At 65.8% G+C, this 19,709-nt stretch carries 17 protein-coding genes and 1 pseudogene; 5 read left to right on the plus strand and 13 right to left on the minus strand.

Annotation, left to right across the window (positions count from 1 at the left end):
* Positions 1 to 1,512 (plus strand): helicase HerA domain-containing protein, encoded by a 1,512-nt coding sequence (locus tag ACVILH_RS00720; protein WP_456711161.1) that lies wholly within the window; start codon positions 1 to 3, stop codon positions 1,510 to 1,512.
* 45 nt (positions 1,513 to 1,557) lie between these two features.
* Here ACVILH_RS00720 and ACVILH_RS00725 read toward each other — a convergent pair.
* Positions 1,558 to 3,689 (minus strand): annotated as a pseudogene (locus ACVILH_RS00725) (phosphocholine-specific phospholipase C).
* A gap of 279 nt (positions 3,690 to 3,968) precedes the next feature.
* On the opposite strand from ACVILH_RS00725, the gene ACVILH_RS00730 reads away from it, so the two are divergent.
* A complete protein-coding gene (locus ACVILH_RS00730; protein ID WP_456711162.1) occupies positions 3,969 to 5,561 on the plus strand; it encodes an ATP-binding protein in 1,593 nt (530 codons plus the stop codon).
* Between the two features lie 712 nt (positions 5,562 to 6,273).
* Here ACVILH_RS00730 and ACVILH_RS00735 read toward each other — a convergent pair.
* The 7 genes from ACVILH_RS00735 to ACVILH_RS00765 all read right to left on the minus strand — a co-directional run bounded on the left by ACVILH_RS00735 (position 6,274) and on the right by ACVILH_RS00765 (position 10,231).
* On the minus strand, positions 6,274 to 6,597 hold the full coding sequence (locus ACVILH_RS00735) for a hypothetical protein (RefSeq protein WP_456711163.1): 324 nt from the start codon (positions 6,595 to 6,597) through the stop codon (positions 6,274 to 6,276).
* A 162-nt stretch (positions 6,598 to 6,759) separates the two neighbouring features.
* Complete coding sequence (locus ACVILH_RS00740) at positions 6,760 to 6,954, minus strand: hypothetical protein (RefSeq protein WP_456711164.1); 195 nt, start codon at positions 6,952 to 6,954, stop codon at positions 6,760 to 6,762.
* Between the two features lie 42 nt (positions 6,955 to 6,996).
* Positions 6,997 to 7,227 (minus strand): type II toxin-antitoxin system HicB family antitoxin, encoded by a 231-nt coding sequence (locus tag ACVILH_RS00745; RefSeq protein ID WP_456711165.1) that lies wholly within the window; start codon positions 7,225 to 7,227, stop codon positions 6,997 to 6,999.
* Positions 7,224 to 7,823, minus strand: a complete 600-nt coding sequence (locus ACVILH_RS00750; protein WP_456711166.1) for a hypothetical protein — start codon at positions 7,821 to 7,823, stop codon at positions 7,224 to 7,226. Before ACVILH_RS00750 ends, ACVILH_RS00745 begins: the two co-directional genes overlap by 4 nt.
* A gap of 168 nt (positions 7,824 to 7,991) precedes the next feature.
* Complete coding sequence (locus ACVILH_RS00755) at positions 7,992 to 8,441, minus strand: hypothetical protein (protein ID WP_456711167.1); 450 nt, start codon at positions 8,439 to 8,441, stop codon at positions 7,992 to 7,994.
* A 465-nt stretch (positions 8,442 to 8,906) separates the two neighbouring features.
* Positions 8,907 to 9,239: a hypothetical protein gene (locus ACVILH_RS00760; RefSeq protein ID WP_456711168.1), complete on the minus strand. Its 333-nt coding sequence runs from the start codon at positions 9,237 to 9,239 to the stop codon at positions 8,907 to 8,909.
* Between the two features lie 62 nt (positions 9,240 to 9,301).
* Positions 9,302 to 10,231 carry a LysR substrate-binding domain-containing protein gene (locus ACVILH_RS00765; RefSeq protein ID WP_456711169.1) on the minus strand — a complete coding sequence of 310 codons (930 nt, stop codon included), beginning with the start codon at positions 10,229 to 10,231 and terminating at the stop codon, positions 9,302 to 9,304.
* Between the two features lie 226 nt (positions 10,232 to 10,457).
* Here ACVILH_RS00765 and katG point away from each other — a divergent pair, with 226 nt between their 5' ends.
* Complete coding sequence (gene katG / locus ACVILH_RS00770; RefSeq protein WP_456711170.1) at positions 10,458 to 12,638, plus strand: catalase/peroxidase HPI; 2,181 nt, start codon at positions 10,458 to 10,460, stop codon at positions 12,636 to 12,638.
* A gap of 170 nt (positions 12,639 to 12,808) precedes the next feature.
* Here the strand turns inward: katG and ACVILH_RS00775 are convergent, their stop codons facing one another.
* Both ACVILH_RS00775 and ACVILH_RS00780 read right to left on the minus strand, forming a co-directional pair.
* Positions 12,809 to 13,939, minus strand: coding sequence for a hypothetical protein (locus tag ACVILH_RS00775; protein WP_456711171.1), 1,131 nt, complete (start codon positions 13,937 to 13,939; stop codon positions 12,809 to 12,811).
* Positions 13,940 to 14,041: 102 nt separating this feature from the next.
* Positions 14,042 to 14,857: a lytic murein transglycosylase gene (locus ACVILH_RS00780; RefSeq protein WP_456711172.1), complete on the minus strand. Its 816-nt coding sequence runs from the start codon at positions 14,855 to 14,857 to the stop codon at positions 14,042 to 14,044.
* Positions 14,858 to 15,171: 314 nt separating this feature from the next.
* On the opposite strand from ACVILH_RS00780, the gene ACVILH_RS00785 reads away from it, so the two are divergent.
* Positions 15,172 to 16,341 carry a patatin-like phospholipase family protein gene (locus tag ACVILH_RS00785; protein ID WP_456711173.1) on the plus strand — a complete coding sequence of 390 codons (1,170 nt, stop codon included), beginning with the start codon at positions 15,172 to 15,174 and terminating at the stop codon, positions 16,339 to 16,341.
* Between the two features lie 106 nt (positions 16,342 to 16,447).
* The gene (locus ACVILH_RS00790; RefSeq protein WP_456711174.1) at positions 16,448 to 17,032 is read left to right on the plus strand and encodes a PepSY domain-containing protein; all 585 of its coding nucleotides are present in this window, start codon (positions 16,448 to 16,450) and stop codon (positions 17,030 to 17,032) included.
* Between the two features lie 141 nt (positions 17,033 to 17,173).
* Here ACVILH_RS00790 and ACVILH_RS00795 read toward each other — a convergent pair whose 3' ends face one another.
* The 3 genes from ACVILH_RS00795 to cbbX form a co-directional block, all read right to left on the minus strand.
* The gene (locus ACVILH_RS00795) at positions 17,174 to 17,866 is read right to left on the minus strand and encodes a TetR/AcrR family transcriptional regulator (RefSeq protein ID WP_456711175.1); all 693 of its coding nucleotides are present in this window, start codon (positions 17,864 to 17,866) and stop codon (positions 17,174 to 17,176) included.
* A 146-nt stretch (positions 17,867 to 18,012) separates the two neighbouring features.
* Entirely contained in the window at positions 18,013 to 18,735 is a 723-nt protein-coding gene (locus tag ACVILH_RS00800; RefSeq protein WP_456711176.1) for an HAD-IA family hydrolase, read from the minus strand.
* Complete coding sequence (gene cbbX / locus ACVILH_RS00805; RefSeq protein ID WP_456716836.1) at positions 18,732 to 19,664, minus strand: CbbX protein; 933 nt, start codon at positions 19,662 to 19,664, stop codon at positions 18,732 to 18,734. Before cbbX ends, ACVILH_RS00800 begins: the two co-directional genes overlap by 4 nt.
* Positions 19,665 to 19,709 lie beyond the last annotated feature (45 nt).

Raw genomic sequence — 19,709 nt, forward strand, 5'->3', positions numbered from 1 at the left:
ATGACGGTTGCGATCGAGATGGGGCAGACGGCGGCGGGATCGGCCGCAGCGCTCGACCTCGAAGAGCTGCTGGCGACGCGGCTCCTCGTGCAAGGCAATTCCGGCTCCGGGAAATCGCATCTGCTGCGGCGGCTCTTGGAGCAGAGCGCGCCCTGGGTGCAGCAGACGATCATCGATCCCGAAGGCGACTTCGTTACGCTCGCCGAGCGATTCGGCCATCTCGTGATCGAGGCCGAGGATCACACCGAGCGCGCCCTGCAAGTCGCCGGCGAGCGGGCGCGCATCCATCGCGTCTCGACGGTGCTCAACCTCGAGGGCCTCGACGCCGAGAACCAGATGCGGCGGGCGGCCGCCTTTCTCAACGGGCTGTTCGAGATCTCGCGCGACCATTGGTACCCGATGCTCGTCGTCGTTGACGAAGCCCAATTGTTTGCGCCCGCTGTGGCGGGAGAGGTCTCGGACGAGGCGCGCAAGGCCTCGCTCGGCGCGATGACCAACCTGATGTGCCGCGGCCGCAAGCGCGGGCTCGCCGGAGTGATCGCGACGCAGAGGTTGGCGAAGCTTGCCAAGAACGTTGCGGCCGAGGCGTCGAACTTCCTGATGGGGCGCACCTTCCTCGATATCGACATGGCCCGCGCCGCCGATCTGCTCGGCATGGAGCGGCGCCAGGCGGAAGCGTTCCGCGACCTCGAGCGCGGCCAGTTCATGGCGCTCGGCCCCGCGCTGTCGCGCCGGCCGCTGGGCCTTCGCATCGGTCCGACCGATACCAAGCCGCGCAATGCGACGCCGCGGCTGATGCCGCTGCCGGAGGCCTCGCTCGAGGACGCCCGCTCCGTCATCCTCGCAGCCCCGCCGCCGGAGACCAACGCGCGGCCGCAGCGCAAGCCGCAGCCGGAGCTGCTCGACCAGCTGATGGCGGCGAAGTCCGCCGCGCTGGAGTTTCGTCCCGAGCCGCCGCCGCCCGAGGTCAGCGAGGAGGAGCTCGCCGAGCGCCGCGCCCGCGTCGAGCGCGTGCTGCGCGCTGTATTGGCCGAGCCCGATGCCGGCTTCCGCGCCGTCGGCGTGCTCTACCAGGAGTTCGTCGTCCGCTGCCGCATCGAGGGGCTGGGCACGGCGGTGCCCGACCTCAACGAATTCCGCCGCATGCTTACCCGTGCCCGCGCCGGTCTCGGTGGCGACGAGACCTCGGACGATGCCGGCTGGCAGGACGTCACCTTGCGCGCCTCGCTGCTGCCCGAGGACATGCAGGGCGTGTTCATGATGCTCGCCCGCGCCGCCAAGGATGGCCGCCCCTGCCCCAGCGACGCCGCGATCGCGCGCGCCTACGGCTCGCACTCGCTGCGCCGGGCGCAGCGGCTGCTGACCTATATCGAGGACCAGGGCCTGATCGTCTGCCAGCTCGATGGCGCCGGCCGCCGCATCGTCACCCTGGTCGAATTGGCCTGGGCCACCGCGCCCGGTGATCCCAACGCCGACGACGCCGATCAATCGCTCGTCACCTCTTCGTCCTGACGACGCGCCCGGATCGCTCCGGGCGCATCGCGTTGTTGTCCGCGATCAGGTCGCGGCGATCTTGCCCATCGCCGGATCGCTGATGCTGGGACGGCCGTTCTCGACGTGACCGGCGAGCTGCCAGTTGAAATTGGCGTCGCTGTCGGTCGTGACCGTCAGGTCGTACCAGCCGTGGGTCTGCTGCAGCCACACCTGCGTCTCCAGACGCTGGCCCCGCTGCAGGCGATGCCGCTCGCTCCGCCCCGTGTAGTTGTCGAGGAGCGTGACCACGCAGCTCGCGCCCTTGTTGGTCAGCGCGATCGCGAGGCTGCGGGTATCGTCGTCATCGCCCCAATTGCAGAGATGAACGGTGTCGACATCGACCAGCGCCGAGGTCGAGACGACGCCGCCCTTGAAGTGGCGGTAGAAGCCGTTCGGGCCGTAGACCGACAGATCATACTGGCCGGCGCTGGCCGCGAGGTCCCACACGCCGTTGAGCGACTTGCCGGACTCGACCGTGTAGCTCCACGGACCGGTCGCGGTGTTGCCGGAACGGACATGGAAGCAGACGCCCGCCTGGCCGGGATTGACGAAGCGGATGCCGAACTTCTTATGTGCCGCATCAGCATCGCCGTCGACGCGGAGGTCATAGGGCAGCGCGCGCGCGCCGGACGGATGCCGGGCTCCTGCTGCGGCAGCACCTGCTTGGCCGGCGGCACCGGATGATAGTCGTCGAAGCGCGCGCCCGAGGTGATGTCGGAGGCCGGCGGCTTGAAGCCGGCCGTGCTCGGCAGCGGCGCGAGACCTTCGTTCGGCGAGGTGAAGTTGAACGCCGAGGTGAGATCGCCGCACACCGCGCGACGCCAGGCCGGGATGTTGGTCTCGAACAGATCCTTCGCATGACGATGGAAGCGGCGCTCGATGAAGCGGATCACCGAGGTGTGGTCGAAGACCTCCGAGCACACGAAGCCGCCGCGCGACCACGGCGACACCACCATCATCGGCACGCGCACGCCGAGGCCATAGGGGCCTGCGAGATGATTGGCATCGCCGGCGAACAGGTCAGTGCTGACATCCACGGTGGACTGGCCATAGGCCTGCGACATCGCCGGATAGGGACCGACGACGTGATCGAAGAAGCCGCCGCCCTCATCATAGTTGATGAGCAGCACGGTCTTGCTCCACAGCTCCGGATTCGAGGTGAGGATGTCCAGCACCTTGGAGATGTACCAGGCGCCAGGACCCGGCAGCCAATTCGGATGCTCGCTGAACGCCTCGGGCGCCGCGATCCACGACACCTGCGGCAGGGTGCCGTTGCGGACGTCGTTGCGCAGGCCGTCGAACAGGTTCTCGAACGTGCCGCCATTGGCGATGTTGCTGCCGCGCAGCGCCTTTTCATACAGCGGGCTGCCGGGCTGCGAATTCTGGTACTGATGGAAGTACAACAGCGAGTTGTCGCCGTAATTGCCGATCCAGGGATTCTGCGTCCAGCCCCAGGAGCCGGCCGCATTCAGCCCCGTGCCGATGTCCTGATAGACCTTCCAGGAGATGCCGGCCTTCTCCAGACGCTCCGGGAACGTCATCCAGTCATAACCGGCCTCGGCATTGGTGATGACCGGGCCGCCATTCTTGCCGTCATTGCCGTCCCAGCCGGTCCAAAGGTAATAGCGGTTGGGATCGGTCGGTCCCATCACCGAGCAGAAATACTGATCGCAGATCGTGAAGGCGTCGGCGAGCGCGTAGTGCCAGGGCAGATCCTGCCGGTTCATGCAGGTCATCGTCGTGGTGCCCTTGTTGGCGATCCACTTGTCGTAATTGCCGTTGTTCCAGGACTTCTGGCCGTCGTTCCAGCCATGCGCGACGTCCTCGACATAGACCTGGCCGGCATTGTCGACACGGAACGGCATCACCGAGCCGGCACCGTTCGGCTGCTGCCAGACCGGATTGCCGTTCGGCAGCTTCACGGCGCGCGGGTCGTTGAAGCCGCGCACGCCACGCATCGCGCCGAAGTAATGATCGAAGGCGCGGTTCTCCTGCATCAGCACCACGATGTGCTTGACGTCCTCGATGCTGCCATGGCGGTTGAACGCCGGAATGGCGTGCGCGCGCTCGATGCTCTGGCTGAGCGCCGCGGTGGCCGCCGAAGCGCCAAGCAGGCGCAGGAACTCGCGACGGTTGTGCGCGATCGTGTTCGACATCTCGTTCAATCCCTTGGTGATGACGGTGTCGAGCGGCTTAGGTGTCGGCGTTAACAGCCGCGTGACCGAGCGGTTAAGGATGTGTTGCACGGATTTGACAGCGGCCACCTGTGCTGCACATGCCATGGCGCGCGGCCGAGCCGGTGCATCGCCCGTTACGCCGTGGCCATGGCCCTTGCGCCACAGCCGAAAAGCTGAATGATCCGTTCGGTTTGAGCGACGAAAGGGCAAAGCCCGGTCCCGGACCGGGCGCGTTGCGTTGTTGAGGATGGTTTGCATATGCCGACGTTGACGGTGCAAGCGGCGGGACTGCAGGGCGCGCCGGCGTGGCTCTGGCTGCAGGTCGTCGCCAACCTCCTCGTTGCCAGTGCGTTCTTCACCATCGCCTACGTGGTCGGCACATTCCTGCGGCGGCGCTGGCGCGACGTGATGTTCCGTGGCGTGGTTGGCGCGCTCGCAATCTTCGTGGCCGTGCTGGGCGTCGCCCACCTGCTCGCCATTGCGGACATCTGGGTTCCGACCTCGACCGTCGAAGGCCTCATCAATATCCTGCTCGGCGTGATGTCGATCGGCATCATCGTCGTGATGCTCAAGATGCTGCCGCAGCTCCTGGTGTTGCCGACGCGCATCACCCTGCAGAAGGCCTATGCGCAGCTCGAGGAGGAGATCAGGCAGCGGCGCGCCGCCGAGGCTATGGTCAAGCGCTTCCAGGAGATCGAGGCCAACGAGGCGCAGGTCCGCCAGGCGCAGAAGATGGAGGCGATCGGCCAGCTCACCGGCGGTGTCGCGCACGACTTCAACAACATCCTGACCGTCATCACCGGCACGATCGAGATCCTCGCCGACGCCGTGAAGGACAAGCCGCAGCTCGCCGGGATCGCCAACATGATCAGCGCCGCCGCCGAGCGCGGTGCTGATCTCACCCGGCATCTGCTCGCCTTCTCCCGCCGTCAGCCGCTGCAGCCGCGCGCCACCGACATCAATGCGCTCGTGGTGGATGCGGCGCGCCTGCTGCGCCCGACGCTCGGCGAGCAGATCGAGATCGAATCGATGCTGGCGCATGACAGCGCCCCGGCGTTGATCGATCCGAGCCAGCTCTCGACCGCGATCCTCAATCTCGCGCTCAATGCGCGCGATGCGATGCCGGATGGCGGCAAGCTGACGCTCGAGACCAAGAACGTCACGCTCGACGAGCACTATGCGCAGCTCAATCGCGACGCCAAGCCGGGCAGCTACGTCATGATCGCGGTCAGCGACACCGGCGAGGGCATTCCGGCCTCGCTGCTCGACAAGGTGTTCGAGCCGTTCTTCACCACCAAGGACGTCGGCAAGGGCTCCGGCCTCGGGCTCAGCATGGTCTATGGCTTCGTCAAGCAGTCCAACGGGCACGTCAAGATCTACAGCGAGCAAGGCCACGGCACGACCGTGAAGCTGTATCTGCCGCGCGCCGCCAGCGCGCCGGAGCTGCCGGCCGCCGAGACCGGCCGACCGGCAGTCGCGCGGGGCGACGAGACCATCCTGATCGTCGAGGACGATGCGCTGGTGCGCGACTACGTCGTCGCCCAGGTCCGCCGGCTCGGCTATCGCACGCTGTCGGCCAGCAACGCCGCCGAGGGTCTGTCGATCATCGACAGCGCCGAGCGGATTGATCTGTTGTTCACCGACGTCATCATCCCCGGCGGCAAGAACGGCCGCCAGCTCGCGATCGAGGCGGAGAAGCGACGGCCCGGGCTGAAGGTGCTGTACACGTCCGGCTACACCGAGAACGCGATCGTGCATCATGGCCGGCTCGACGCCGACGTGCTGCTGCTCGCCAAGCCCTATGTCAGCGCCGATCTCGCGCGCATGATCAGGACCGCGCTGGAGGCGTGAGGCGTCTCGCGCTGGACCTCGCTTCATCTCGTCTGCCACAGACCGCGCACCACACTCGGTGTCGTCCCGGCCTCGCGCCGGGACCCATACGCCGCGGCGGTTGTGGTCGGGCGAGATGGATCGGCCATCGTGCCCCAAACTGCTCCCTGGGGTTATGGGTCCCGGCTCAAGGTCGGGACGACAGCGGAGGTCTTGGCCGGCGCCTTCCATCACATCGCTGGCTTGAAGACAGATCATCGCCTTCCCGCGGCACGTGATGCCCGAGTCATGCATCGCTCATGTCCCTCTTGAAAGACGAGAGGGCGCGGAGAAGGCCGGGAGCCTGCCGCCCCCATGGCCCGCCTGCAGAAGAAAAATGCAGGCGGCAGTCACCACAGGTTTGGCCAGAACATCCCGGCCTTCCCCGCGCGATTGGTTTTAACGGTGTCCTTCGTGCTCTCCCTGGGGATCGGCGTTCTTGCCCCCATCGCCCGCGTGTGCCGTCAAGCATCCACCGCAGACTTGACCTCGGCATCGAGAGGCCAGGACCACACGACTTCGCCGTCCGTCACGTCTGCGCTCGTCGGGCGCAGCCGTCACGTCCATCGCAGCCCACCTCCACGTATCGTGACGACGCGTACGTCTCTCTGCATGAGGCGGGATGCAGGGATGAAACCATGAATTCTGAAAAATCGCAAGATATTTTTATTTCAGCGAACAAGACGATCAACCGTCAGTCGGTCGGGGGCTCGCCGGCCCTGTCCTTCAGGACCTCGCGCGCCGCGGCCGCGATGCGCTGGCACAGAGAGAGCGCGGCTTCGCGGTCCCTGACATGGAAGATCTCGTCGCTGATCAGGCGGTCGTCGAGCCAGGCGCGGAACGCCTGCTCGCTCTCCGGCGTAAACGTCCCCTCCTCGTAGAGGAAGCCGCTGAGCGGGCCCTCGATCACGTAGTCGGTATCGGCGGCCAATTGCGAGGAACGCGCACATTGCGCCCAGATGCGGCCATCGGCGTCGATGCACGCCAGGGTGCCGTCGTCACGCTCTTCGACTTTCATCCGCGGCTCGTCACGGCAGAGCCATCATATATGACGATCGGAGTTTTGGGCAGGTCTCTCACCACATCGTCATGGCGGGCTTGTCCCGGCCATCCACGTCGCTCGGCGTCCTGAGAACCACGTGGATGCCCGGGACAAGCCCGGGCATGACGGAGAAAATCGCTAACCCTGCCCGGGACACTTGATCTCCTTATAGACGGCATCCGCGAACGCCTTGATGCCGGTGTTGATGCGCAACGGCGAGGTCAGCGTCTGATAGGTGACGATGCCGCGGGTGATCGACAGCACCTTGTAGCTCTCGGCGATCTTCGTCTTGTAGCACTTGCCGACCTGGATGGTGTCCTCGGTCAGTGGCATGGTCTCCCCTCCGCTCTCGACTCGCTCATCTGACGTCACGATTCACACCAGTGGCGACGCGTGGCGCACGCCCGGGACCGGTGGCTCGCGGTCGACGGCCTTGAGCGCGTCGAGCGCTGCAAGCAGCGCCAATTGTCCGTCGGCGATCGCCTGCTGCGCGGTCTCGCCGATGCCGATGACACCGGGAATGTCGGGGAAGGTGACGAGACAACCGCCGCCATCTTCGGCGCCCAACGCCGTCAACTCATAGGAATAGGCGTCGGCGCCGCTCATCGCGCGACCTCATCCATGCCGTCGATCATCGCGACGAAGGCGCGGATATGCGGCGGCCTGATCGGAGCCTTCAGCGGAATGGTGACGCAATGCGGGACGGACGGATGCAGGAAGACCTCGTGCGTGCCGGTGATCTTGCGAAACTTCATCGCATATTGCGAGGCGATGATCTCGAGATCGACCGGCTTCCAGTCGCCACGGGGATCAGCGCGTAAGGCTTCGACGCGCTGGTTGTGCGGCCTGCCCTGTCGGCTTTGCAACACGGGGCTGGAGGGAGACCCGCCATTGTCGGTTGCGGCTCGGGCACCAGTTGGACGGACGAGACCGAGAAACGCCCCGATGAAGTCGCCCACCGTGTCGTTGCGATGCGCGAGCCGCCAGTTCTGCGACAGCACCAGCTTGGCGCCGCTCTGCGCATTGTGGAGCGCGACGAGCTCGTCCATCATCGCCAGGACCCTGACAGCGCTGAGATTATAGGGCTCCTGCGTGAACTTGCGCTTGAGGTCGATGCGCTCCTTGCGCAGGCTGGCATTCGTGACCAGCCAGTCGACGATCGTCCCGACCCAGAACGCCTCGGTGTTGACAGCCTCAGACATGATCGTTCTCCGGACCACGCGCCGTCGGCGCGCAGCCGCTGCCCGGAGATCGATACAAGACCCATGCCACTGGGCCGCAACTGCCGGCGGAGGGACGCCGGCCGGGCCTGTCGATCCGTCTGCGCGATGGCTCGCGCAGACGGCTTCGCGTGCTCGGTCAGCCGAAGCTCACCACCAGGGGCCGCCCCACGGTCCGCCACCCCAGCCGCCATAGTAACGGCGCGCGTAATAGGGACGGCCGTAATACGGCGCGTAGCCGACGCCGGCATAGCCGTAGGGCCCGCCGCCGTAATAATAGGGATCATCGTCGTAGTAATAGGGCGTTGCCGCCGCGGCGATGCCAGCGCCGAGCAAGGCGCCGGCTGCGAGACCGCCGAAGCCCCAGCCGCCACCGCGCCATCCGCCGCCGCGCCAGCCACCACCATGCCAGCCGCCGCCATGCCACCCGCCGCCGAACCCACGGCCGCCATAGCGCACCTCGGTGGTGCTGAGCGGCGCGGCGTCGGGCTTGGCGGCGGCCGACAGCGCCGTCATCGGAGCAGACATCGCCGGCGCGTTCGCACCGGCCAGCAGCGCACCCGACAGGGCCAGCGCCGCCACGTAGTTCAAGCTTCGCATCACTAGGACTCCTCGACAGAGATCATCACGCATGACGGCTCCCCGTTCTGATGGGGCACCGTCGTCCGCCGCGACCGCGACGGCTTGGAGCACGTGAGTTGCTCGAAAGCTACGAACGGCTGGTTTGCGCTGCCGTTCCACGCAAAGCGCCGGCCGTTGCAGGAACACGGGCGTTTGATGCTGCATCCTTTGCGCCATGACAGGTGCGCTCCCCTCCCCTTGCGGGGAGGGGTCGGGGGGTGGGGGTCTCCAGGCGCTGAACTGATGATGAGCAAGGTCTGTTTTGCAGAACGAATCAGGCGAGTTGCTGAGGAGTCGGGTCATCATGGAGAGCGCGTTCCGGGACCCCCACCCCCGACCCCTCCCCGCAAGGGGGAGGGGAGTTCACCGCCGTTGCGGCTTGAGTTGGAAACCCGAACTCACTGCGCGTAAGGGCGGCGGAACAACAATGCTCCCCATCAGCCATCAATGCCGGCCGAGATTGCTGGAGCTTCCGGACGTGTCGTCGCCGGTGCTCGGGCTGTTGTTGTTGAGCGAGCCGGTCGTGTCGTTCGGCGCCGACCGCGTGCGACCCGATCCGTTGCCGGCCGTTGCGGCGGCGTCGTTCGAGCCGCCCTGCCCCATGCCGGTGGTGCCCGTATTGCCCTGCGCCTTGTCCGGTGCTGATGACGGCGCGTTGTGCGACGGGCCTGCGCTGCTGCCGCCGGTGCCGCTGCTTCCGGACCCGCTGCTCTGGGCCAAGGCGAGCGTGCTCGACAGCGCGAGCATCGCGGCGGATGCGATCAAGATAAGTTTCATGAGGACGTCCTTCGTTTGAGAAGGACGACAAGGCCGGCTTCGTCGGGACGTTCCTCAGCCCGTCAGCCGCGTCGCTTGCGCGCCTGCCCCACGGCGGCCTGCTTGCGCAGGCTCTCAGCGGCGCCGCCGACGATCTCGGAGATCTGCATCAGTTGCTTGGCGAGCGGGCTGGTCTTGCGCCAGACCATGCCGATGCTGCGCTGAGGCTGCGGCTCGGCGAAGCGCGCCAACGACACCGAGGCCGAGCGGGTCTCGACGCCGACGGCCATCTCCGGAATCAAGGTCACGCCCATGCCGGCGCCGACCATCTGCACCAAGGTCGAGAGCGAGGAGGCATCGAGCATCTCGCGCGGCGCCTGCATGTTGCAGAACGACAGCGCCTGATCACGGAAGCAGTGCCCCTCCTCCAGCAGCAGCAGCCGCATCTCGCGCAGGCTCTCGCTGCTCGGCACGTCTGCGCCTTCATATTCCGGCGGGCGCACCAGCAGGAAGTTCTCCGAGAACAGCGCGACCTCGGTCAGCGACGGCTCCGACACCGGCAGCGCGACGATGGCGGCGTCGAGCCGGCCTTCGACCAGTTCCTCGATCAGCTTCGGCGTCTTGGACTCGCGGACATGGATGTCGATCTCGGGATGCTTGCGGGTGAGATCGCCGATCACTTTCGGGAGAAGATAGGGCGCGACCGTCGGGATCATGCCGAGCCGCAGCCGTCCCGTGAGCTTGTCGCGCGAGGCGCGGGCGAAATCGCCGAGCTCGTCGACCGAGCGCAGGATCTCGCGGACGCGCTCGGCGAGCTGCTCGCCGAACCGCGTCAGCACCACCTGGCGCGCATTGCGCTCCAGCAGGACGCCGCCGAGCGCGTCCTCCATCTCCTTGATCTGCATCGACAGCGCCGGCTGCGAGATCGCGCAGGCTTCCGCGGCGCGACCGAAATGGCCGAGACGCGCCAGCGCGTCGAAATAGCGAAGCTGCCGCATCGTGAGGTGGATCATCAGATTATCTTATTGTTCATCGACCTGAAGTCAATTTCCGGACCACAATCTCAGGATGTACCGACAACGCGCAATGCCGCTCAACGTTTGCGCGGCGTCACACCATGTTCATCAGATAATCTTATCGTTGCAATCACCAAACTCAATTTCCCCTGATCGAAGGAGCCGCGTAGGGTCCCGCCACCCGTTGCAGGGGGAACAATGCCGTTCAGGTCAGGAGGCAAACATGGATGACGTCAGCAAGTGCCCGTTTTCGGGCGGCTTGAAGGGATTCAAGAACAAGGACTGGTGGCCGAACCAGCTCGATCTGTCGGTGCTGCATCAGCATTCGAACCTCTCCGATCCGCTCGGCGAGGCGTTCGATTATGCCAAGGAATTCAAGAGCCTCGATCTCGATGCGCTGGTCAAGGACCTGACCGCGCTGATGACGGACTCGCAGGAGTGGTGGCCGGCCGATTTCGGTCATTACGGCCCGCTGTTCATCCGCATGGCCTGGCACGCCGCCGGCACCTATCGCATCGGCGACGGCCGCGGCGGCGCCGGCACAGGTCAGCAGCGTTTCGCGCCGCTGAACAGCTGGCCAGATAACGCCAACCTCGACAAGGCTCGCCGCCTGCTGTGGCCGATCAAGCAGAAGTATGGCCAGAAGATCTCCTGGGCCGACCTGTTCGTGCTGACCGGCAACGTCGCGCTGGAGTCGATGGGCTTCAAGACCTTCGGCTTCGGCGGCGGCCGCGCCGACACCTGGGAGCCGGAGCAGGACATCTATTGGGGTCCTGAAGGCAAGTGGCTCGCCGACGAGCGCTACAGCGGCGACCGCGAGCTCGCGGGCTCCCTGGCGGCCGTGCAGATGGGCCTGATCTACGTCAACCCGGAAGGCCCGAACGGCAACCCGGACCCGGTCGCAGCGGCCCGCGACATCCGCGAGACGTTCGGCCGCATGGCGATGAACGACGAGGAGACGGTGGCGCTGATCGCCGGCGGTCACACCTTCGGCAAGACCCACGGCGCGGGTGATGCGTCGCTGGTCGGTGCGGAGCCGGAAGGCGCCGACATCGCGCAGCAGGGTCTCGGCTGGGCCAACAAATACGGCTCGGGCAAGGCCGGTGACACCATCACCTCCGGCCTCGAGGTGATCTGGACGTCGTCGCCGACCAAGTGGAGCAACAACTTCTTCTGGAACCTGTTCGGCTATGAGTGGGAGCTGACCAAGAGCCCGGCCGGCGCGCATCAGTGGACGCCGAAGGGCGGCGCTGGCGCCAACACCGTGCCGGACGCGCACGACAAGTCCAAGCGCCACGCGCCGTCGATGCTGACCACCGACCTCGCGCTGCGCTTCGATCCGGAATACGAAAAGATCTCGCGCCGCTTCCTGGAGAACCCGGATCAGTTCGCCGACGCCTTCGCCCGCGCCTGGTTCAAGCTGACCCACCGCGACATGGGCCCGAAGGTACGCTACCTCGGCCCGCTGGTGCCGAAGGAGGATCTGATCTGGCAGGATCCGGTGCCGGCGCTCGATCACCCCGTCGTCGACGACAAGGACGTCGCTGATCTCAAGGCGAAGATCCTCGCCTCGGGTCTCTCGGTGTCGCAGCTGGTCTCGACCGCCTGGGCCTCGGCCTCGACCTTCCGCGGCTCGGACAAGCGTGGCGGCGCCAATGGCGCACGCATTCGCCTCGCTCCGCAGAAGGACTGGGCGGTCAACAACCCGGCCGAACTCTCCAAGGTGCTCGCCAAGCTCGAAGGCATCCAGAAGGAGTTCAACGCGTTAGCCGCCGGCGGCAAGAAGATCTCGCTCGCCGACCTGATCGTGCTGGCCGGCAATGCCGGCGTCGAGGCGGCGGCCAAGAAGGCCGGCGTCGAGGTGACGGTGCCGTTCGCACCGGGCCGCACCGACGCCTCGCAGGAGCAGACCGACGTCGAGTCGTTCGCCGTGCTCGAGCCGACCCATGACGGCTTCCGCAACTATCTCGCGGGCAAGCAGTGGCTGTCGGGCGAGGAGCTGCTGGTCGACAAGGCCCAGCTGCTGACCCTGACCGCGCCGGAGATGACCGTGCTGGTCGGCGGCCTGCGTGTGCTCGGCGCCAATGCCGGCGGCTCCAAGCACGGCGTGTTCACGGCGCAGACGGAAGTGCTGAGCAACGACTTCTTCGTCAACCTGCTCGACATGGGCGTGGCCTGGACCCCGGTCGATCAGGGCGAGCACACCTTCGAGGGCCGCGACCGCAAGTCCGGCGCCGTGAAGTGGACCGCGACCCGCGCCGACCTGATCTTCGGCTCGCACTCGCAGCTGCGCGCGCTCGCCGAGGTCTATGCCAGCTCGGATGCCAAGCAGAAGTTCGTCAAGGACTTCGTCGCCGCCTGGACCAAGGTGATGAACCTGGACCGGTTCGAGCTGAAGGCCTGATGCCGTTGCGTCTCAACTGAACACGATCAGCGAGGGCGGCGTTTCACCGAAACGCCGCCCTCGTTTTTCTTAAAGCGTGATCCGGAAAAGTGCGCCGCGGCTTTCCGAAAAGATCATGCGCAAACAACAGCCTAAAGCGCGATGACGATTCATCCTGATCTCGTCGCGCTTTAGACCAGCGGTTGCCGTTTGAGCGCATCGAGCCGCTCGATGAATTTCCGCTTGTTCTCATGCCTCGTGCGGATCGCAGCGATACGCTGTTCGAACGCTGGCATCTGCTTCGTCTGATGCGCGAGCGCGCGCAGATCGGAGATCAGGGCCGCGGCCGCATCATAGCCGGATGGGTTACGGCGCTCGATCTCGGTCTCGACCTGCTTCCAAACGGCGTCGCCGCGGCTCTCGAGCGTCTTCAACCTGGTCTGGCGTTCTCTCTTCTCGCGCTCCAGCCGACGCTTGCGCTCGGCCTCAGCCGCTTTAGCCTCGGCCGCCTCGCGGGCCGCGGCGATCTCGGCGGCGCGCGCGCGCAGCGAGGCGGCGGTGCGCTGTCCGTCCGCTCTCGCAACGGGACGTCGGAAACGGCGCCGCAGCTCGGGGCCGACGCGGCCATCGCCTTCGACGACACGCAGCAACAGCTCGATCTTATCTGCATTCGGCAGCGCATCGATGTGCGCACGGAGCTCGGCTTGCGACGGTTTCACGGCAGCCGCCTGCCGTTCGGCCGCGGCCTCCACCAGGTCCGGATCGAGCAGCAGGAAATCGGCAAGGCTGTCGAGCGCTCCGCTCACCGGACCGATCCCGGGCAACGGCTCCAACGCATCGTCGGGCACGAGCTCGGACTGAACCGCCATCAGCCAGAGCAGATAGAGCGGTCTGAGGTCGCCATCGAGAAGATCAGTGCGAAGCGGCGCAAGGGCCGCCATCCACTTCGATCCATCATCCGCATAGTCGTCGGATTCGAAATCATAAAGGTTGATGTCGATGATGACGTCGTCGCCCGACGTGGTCACCTCGACACAATCGAGCTCGCCCAGGAACGGAGCAGCATCGGACGGCTCCAGTGCCGCCCTGGGCAGGCGGATCATGAAGCGTCGGGCATTGAAGTTGGCGACATAGACGTGCAGGTCGAACCATCGCCGCATCATGTCGCGCGGATCGGCGTTGAGATCGCCCCACTCGTAGTGATTGGTGAAGCTCGCGCCGGTGATGCGGGCGCGCGACGAGATCGCGCGCAACTGGTCACGTGCCGTGGCATCAAGAACGCGGTCGATGGCCAGAAACTCGTAATACTGATATTCGCTCATGCGGACGCCGTTTGCGGTAACCGGATGAGCAAACCTGACCGCAGGGGCGGCTTCAGTCCATCCCCTGCGGTCTCACCTTGCCGATCAATCCACAACAGGCTCTCACCGCTCCGCGGCCGAGCCGCCGCCGTCGATCTGGCGGCCCATCAGGGCAATGGCCTTCTGGTACACGCCGGCGGCGTTCCAGGCTTCGATGGCGGCGAAGTTCGGCTCGCCGGGCTGATAGCCGGCGCCGGCCTTCCAGCCATTGGCGCGCAGGAAGTTGGCGGTCGAGGCCAGCGCGTTGGCGGCGACGTCGAGATTGCCGACGCCGTAAGCGAGGATGTTCTTGGGCATGAACTGCGTCTGCCCGACCTCGCCATGCATCGAGCCGCGCGTCGCGCCCGACAGCACGCCGCGGTCGATCAGCTTCAGCGCGGCATAGAGCTGCTCGGTGAAGAATTCCGGCCGGCGGCAGTCATAGGCCAAGGTCGCGATCGACGACAGCATGTGCTGATTGCCGCGCTGGCTGCCGAAGCCGCTCTCCATGCCCCAGATCGCGATCAGCGGGCCCGGCGGCACGCCATAGCGCTGCTCGATCGAGGCGAACATCGCCGCCTGCGACTGCTTGAGCTGGCGGCCGCGCGCGACGATCGCCGGCGCGCCGCGCTTGGCAAGGAACTGATCGAGCGAGAGCTGGAAGCTGCGCTGGCCGCGATCCGCCGCGATCGTCGCGGTGGCGTAGTTGGTCTGCATCAGCGCCGACAGCGCGGTGTTGCCGACGCCCTTGGACCGGGCCTCCTCGCTGAACTCGCGCTTCCACGCCTCGAAGCCCGCGGGCGACGTGCCGCACTGCGCCGCTTTTGCACCGCCGGTGAAAGCCGCGAGCAGTGCGGCGGCGGCGAGAGGAATCGTGAGAAGGGCTCGGCGCTTGATCATTGATGCTCCTGTGGTGGCGTCGGGTCACGCGGCCGCGCATGACAACTGCACGACATCGAAAGCCTGTCGGCGCGGCAATATCGGCCGCGAGGTTGAAACCGCGACAACCTAACGGAAATGGCAAAAAATCATAGCCGGTGACGCCTGTCACCGCGCACGCTTCGAAGGACAAGGTATCGGCAAGTCCTGCCGCGTCGGTTCCAGACGTCGGCTCCCGCAATCGTGATCCGCCTACATAAACATGAACGCGGCCGCCTTGATCCTTCGGCAAGAATAATACTATACGGTATCGTTTATAAGACGGGAGTGTTGGGGTGCGATCGCGTTCGGTATTTGCGGCCGTTGGTCTGGCCGGCTTTGGCAGTCTCGTCCTGCTGCTCGGCGGCTGCGCATCGGTCGAGCGCGTGGCCTATTCGGCCGACGAGGCGCGACGCGCCAGGATCGAGGGCTTCGGCACCATCCGGATGTGGGCCGACGCGCCGCCCCAGAGCTTCGACAGCGCGGCGTTCAAGCCGCAGCCGCAGGCGAACAAGCCGTTCGCCTATCTCGCGCTGTCCGGCGGCGGCGGCGACGGGGCGTTCGGCGCCGGCATTCTCAACGGCTGGAGCGAAAGCGGCACGCGTCCGGAGTTCACCATCGTGTCGGGCGTCAGCACCGGCGCGTTGATTGCGCCCTTCGCCTTTCTTGGCCCGGCCTACGACCCGACGCTGAAGGAGATGTACACCAGCGGTCTCGCCAGCTCGTTCGCGGCCTCCCCGAACGCCCTGAAGGCCGTGTTCGGTTCATCGCTGTTCGACGTCCAGCCGCTGCGCGACGCCATCAGCCACTACACGACGCCGGAGTTGCTCGAGGCGATCGCCCGAGAGCATGCCAGGGGCCGGCGGCTGTTCGTGGTGACCACCGATCTGGACGCCGCCCGGCCGGTGTTGTGGAACATGGGCGAGATCGCCTCGGCGCGGACGCTGGACGCGCTCCAATTGTTCCGTCAGGTCTTGACCGCGTCGGCCAGCGTTCCCGTGGCGTTTCCGCCCTCGATGATCGCGGCCTCGTCGGACGGCAAGCCGATCGAGGAGATGCATGTCGACGGCGGCGTCTCGACCCAGGTCTTCACCTTTCCGGACCGCCTGCTGATGCAGCCGGCGTCGTCGGGGCGGATCGCGTCACAGAAGCCGGCGATCTACATCATCATGAACGGCCGGATCTCGACCGACTTCCAGCCGGTCGAGAACAGCGCGAAGGCGATCGCCATCCGCTCGCTGGCCATGAAGAGCAAGCGCGAGACCCAGAGCTACCTGGTGGCCACCTACCAGTTCGCCCGGCACAACGCGATGTCCTTCAACATGGCTGCCATCGACCCATCAGTCCCAGAGGGCCAGGGCATCGGCTTCGATACCGACTACATGCGCTCGCTCTATGCGCTGGGCTATGACGGCGCGCGCGCGGGACGGCTCTGGAGCCAGACACCTCCGGTGCCGCAACCTTGACAGAGCTGCCGCGGCATTATAGAACTATACAGTTTCGTTTTTGCGCAACCGTTTCCCAAGGGAATGCTCTACAAGCACCGACTGAGATCGGAGACAGCAGGCCGCCATGAGACGAATCATTCTCCTCACCGTCATCCTGTTGTCATGGACGTCACTCGCCCACTCAGCCGTCGGCGCGACCGATGAGCCGGCGTCGGCAAGCCCGCAGGCCTCCACCGATCCGGCGCTGAGCCAGGAGACGATCGACCGCGAGCTCGACCGGTTCCGCCGAACGGAAGTCTCGCTGCACCAGGCGTTGCGGATCGCGGAGAAGATCCATCCGGGATCGAAGACCGCCGACATCAGCTTCGAGGGCGGGCTGGACGTGCCGATCTACAAGGTCCGCACCCTGCAGAGCGGGCAGATCTGGGAATCCGACATCGACGGCGCGACCGCCAAGGTGCTGAACACGGCGCTGTTCTCGACCGTCGACGGACTGAGCGAGAGCGACCGCAACAGCCTGACCGCGCTCAGCGGCGTCAAGCTCAAGATGTCGGACGCGATCAAGATCGCCGAGCGCTCCGCCGCCGGACGGGCAATCAGCGGCGGCCTCATCAACAAGGACGGCAAGCTCGCCTTCATCGTCGTGGTGGTGAGCGGCAAGGACCTGAAGCAGGTGACGCTCGAGCCGGCATCGCTTGGGCGGCGCTGAGCGGTCTCGCTCAGGGCTTCGGATGAGTAGAGCATGATCCGGAAAAGTGGAAACCGGCCTTCCGAAAAGATCATGCTCAAACAAAGAGATAAGATCATGATGCGTTTCCGCCGAAACGCATCATGATCTAGGTCTTGGCATCTAAGTCTTGGTAGTCAGCGTAAGGAACACCTTCACCCGCTCGCGGACGAAGCCGGGCATCTCCTTGCGCAGGGTCTTTTCCTTCACGCCCATCAGCGCTCGCATCAACAGCGGCAGCACGATCAGGTCGATGAAGATCTCGGCGGACGCTTCGGCCGCCTTGGACGGCGCGCGCTTGGCCGAGCTGCCGGAGCCCATCGTGTCGGCGAGCAGCCCCGCCACCGCCTGGGTCGCGCGCTTGCGCGAGAGCTCGTGGAATTGGCAGCTGAGATCGGGAAAGCGGTAGGCCTCGCCGATCGTGACCCGCAGCAGCCCGATCGACTGCTTCAAAGCGCGGTCGACGATGGCCATCGCGAGGCCGGCAAGCCTTTCCTGGGCGGTGCCCGCAGGGGGCGTGTAGGACGAGCCCAGATTCATCAATTCGCCGATCGAGCGCACGACGACGGCGGCAAACAGCGCCGGCTTGCCGGCATAGCGTGCGTAGATGGTGGGCTTGGACGCCGGCGCCCGCTCGGCGATCTCATCGATGCTGGTGCCCTCGAAGCCGCGCTCGAGGAATACCTCGCGCGCCGCGTCCAGGATGCGCTCCTCGATATTGCCGGCCAGCGCCTTCGGTGGCCGGCCGACCCGGCCACGCAACGCCACCGTGCGCGCGACATCGCTCCGTTTAACCTTGGCCTGCGTGCGGGCCATACTCTACGACCTCGACTCGACATGTGAGCACGTCGTCAAGGGATTACATGTTCTCGGCTGAACGGCAATAGAACGCGACTAGGAGGAGCTATGCGCACCGTGGTGTACATAATCTGACATGCGGGTATCCCTCGCACCTCAAGGCATCACATGATGAGCTCGCTGAGGTCGTCCAGCACGGCCAAGGCTCCATCAAAAGTGTCGTCGTGGAAATAGAGACTGCGCGTGATCAGCACAGGCACGCCTGCGCGCGTCGCGGCCATCAGCCCGTTACCGGAATCCTCGATCGCGAGACAACTTGCCGCGGGGAGGTCGAGCTGAGACAGCACCTCGAAATAGACATCCGGCGCCGGCTTCTTGCGCGCGACATCATCAGCGGCAACCACAGCGGCAAATCTGGCCTCCCAGTCCGGGCCCAGCACCGGCGCCAGCAAGGCATCGATATTCACCCGCGTCGTCGTCGTGGCGATCGCGACCCGCTGCTGGCGCGCCCAGGCCGCGTCGAGCAGCGCCCTCACGCCCGGACGCAGCGGACAGCCCTTGTCGGCCATGATCGCCGCAAACCGCTCGGTCTTGATCCGGTGCAGCCTGGCGACCACCGCGTCACTCAAGGGCGGGCCGGAGCGCCGCATCTGATCGAAGGCACGGATGCGCTCCTTGCCGCCGGCGACGCGCAGCAGCTCCTTGTAGATGCGCCGCCCCCAATGCCAATCGATGCCCGCCGCAACGAAGGCTTCGTTGAAGGCCTCGCGATGGATTTCCTCGGTTTCCGCCAGCGTGCCGTCGACGTCGAGAAGCAGCGCTTCAGCATCGGCAATGCGGCGTCGGAGATCGTCGAGCGGCGAATTCTTCACCAGCGCGAGGCTCATGGTTGGGCTCCCGTTTTCGCGTCCCCCTGAGCGAAGACGCGGCTCGCCAACACGTCGCTGGCTTCGATCGACATCACGTCGTCGGACGTCAGCACGCGGTCGAGCCGCGACACCAGCCGGTTGGCCTGGCGCAAGCGAATGCGATCCAGCGCATTGCGGATCGAGCGCGCATTGGAGAATAGCGGCTGGGTGCGCCGAACGGTGATGTATTTTTCGAAGGCCGCCCGCGCCTCGGGCGAGAACCGATAGTTCTGCCCCTCCAGCATCATCTCCGCGATGGTCAAAAGCTCGCCTTCGGAATAATCCGGGAAGTCGATATGGTGGGCGATGCGCGAGCGGAAGCCGGGATTGCTCTGGAAGAATTTTTCCATCCGGTCGGCATAGCCGGCGAGAATGACCACGAGGTCCTCGCGCTGCGACTCCATGATCTGCAGCAGGATCTCGATCGACTCCTGGCCGTAGTCGCGCTCGTTCTCGGGGCGGTAGAGATAATAGGCTTCGTCGATGAAGAGGACGCCGCCCATCGCCTTCTTCAGCACCTCCTTGGTCTTGGGCGCGGTGTGGCCGATATATTGGCCGACAAGATCATCGCGGGTGACGCTGATGACGTGGCCGCGGCGGACGAAGCCCAGGCGGTGCAGGATGCCGGCCATGCGCAGCGCGACCGTAGTCTTTCCGGTGCCGGGATTGCCGGTGAACGACATGTGCAGGGTCGGGAAGGTCGTCGTCAGCCCCATCTTCTGGCGGATCCGCTCCATCAGCAGAAGTGAGGCGATCTCGCGGATGCGCGTCTTGACCGGTGCGAGGCCGACCAGCTCACGGTCGAGCTGCTCCAGCACCGGCGCGATCTCGACGCTCTCGAATTCCCGGCGCAGATCGATGGTCTCGACCGGCGTCGCCTCCTTGGCATCCGCCTGCGTGGCCTGCATCATGGGCTGGTGCTCCGCTTTGGCCGAAGTTCGCACACGCTGGCG

Source organism: Bradyrhizobium sp. USDA 4353 (assembly GCF_054063215.1).

Coding starts and splice junctions, on each gene's coding strand:
- ACVILH_RS00720 (WP_456711161.1), top strand. CDS start 1: ATGACGGTTGCGATCGAGATGGGGCAGACGGCGGCGGGATCGGCCGCA.
- ACVILH_RS00760 (WP_456711168.1), bottom strand. CDS start 9,239: ATGAAACTTATCTTGATCGCATCCGCCGCGATGCTCGCGCTGTCGAGC.
- ACVILH_RS00790 (WP_456711174.1), top strand. CDS start 16,448: ATGAGACGAATCATTCTCCTCACCGTCATCCTGTTGTCATGGACGTCA.
- ACVILH_RS00755 (WP_456711167.1), bottom strand. CDS start 8,441: ATGCGAAGCTTGAACTACGTGGCGGCGCTGGCCCTGTCGGGTGCGCTG.
- ACVILH_RS00740 (WP_456711164.1), bottom strand. CDS start 6,954: ATGCCACTGACCGAGGACACCATCCAGGTCGGCAAGTGCTACAAGACG.
- ACVILH_RS00745 (WP_456711165.1), bottom strand. CDS start 7,227: ATGAGCGGCGCCGACGCCTATTCCTATGAGTTGACGGCGTTGGGCGCC.
- ACVILH_RS00800 (WP_456711176.1), bottom strand. CDS start 18,735: ATGAGCCTCGCGCTGGTGAAGAATTCGCCGCTCGACGATCTCCGACGC.
- ACVILH_RS00730 (WP_456711162.1), top strand. CDS start 3,969: ATGCCGACGTTGACGGTGCAAGCGGCGGGACTGCAGGGCGCGCCGGCG.
- ACVILH_RS00775 (WP_456711171.1), bottom strand. CDS start 13,939: ATGAGCGAATATCAGTATTACGAGTTTCTGGCCATCGACCGCGTTCTT.
- katG (WP_456711170.1), top strand. CDS start 10,458: ATGGATGACGTCAGCAAGTGCCCGTTTTCGGGCGGCTTGAAGGGATTC.
- cbbX (WP_456716836.1), bottom strand. CDS start 19,664: ATGCAGGCCACGCAGGCGGATGCCAAGGAGGCGACGCCGGTCGAGACC.
- ACVILH_RS00780 (WP_456711172.1), bottom strand. CDS start 14,857: ATGATCAAGCGCCGAGCCCTTCTCACGATTCCTCTCGCCGCCGCCGCA.
- ACVILH_RS00795 (WP_456711175.1), bottom strand. CDS start 17,866: ATGGCCCGCACGCAGGCCAAGGTTAAACGGAGCGATGTCGCGCGCACG.
- ACVILH_RS00750 (WP_456711166.1), bottom strand. CDS start 7,823: ATGTCTGAGGCTGTCAACACCGAGGCGTTCTGGGTCGGGACGATCGTC.
- ACVILH_RS00765 (WP_456711169.1), bottom strand. CDS start 10,231: ATGATCCACCTCACGATGCGGCAGCTTCGCTATTTCGACGCGCTGGCG.
- ACVILH_RS00735 (WP_456711163.1), bottom strand. CDS start 6,597: ATGAAAGTCGAAGAGCGTGACGACGGCACCCTGGCGTGCATCGACGCC.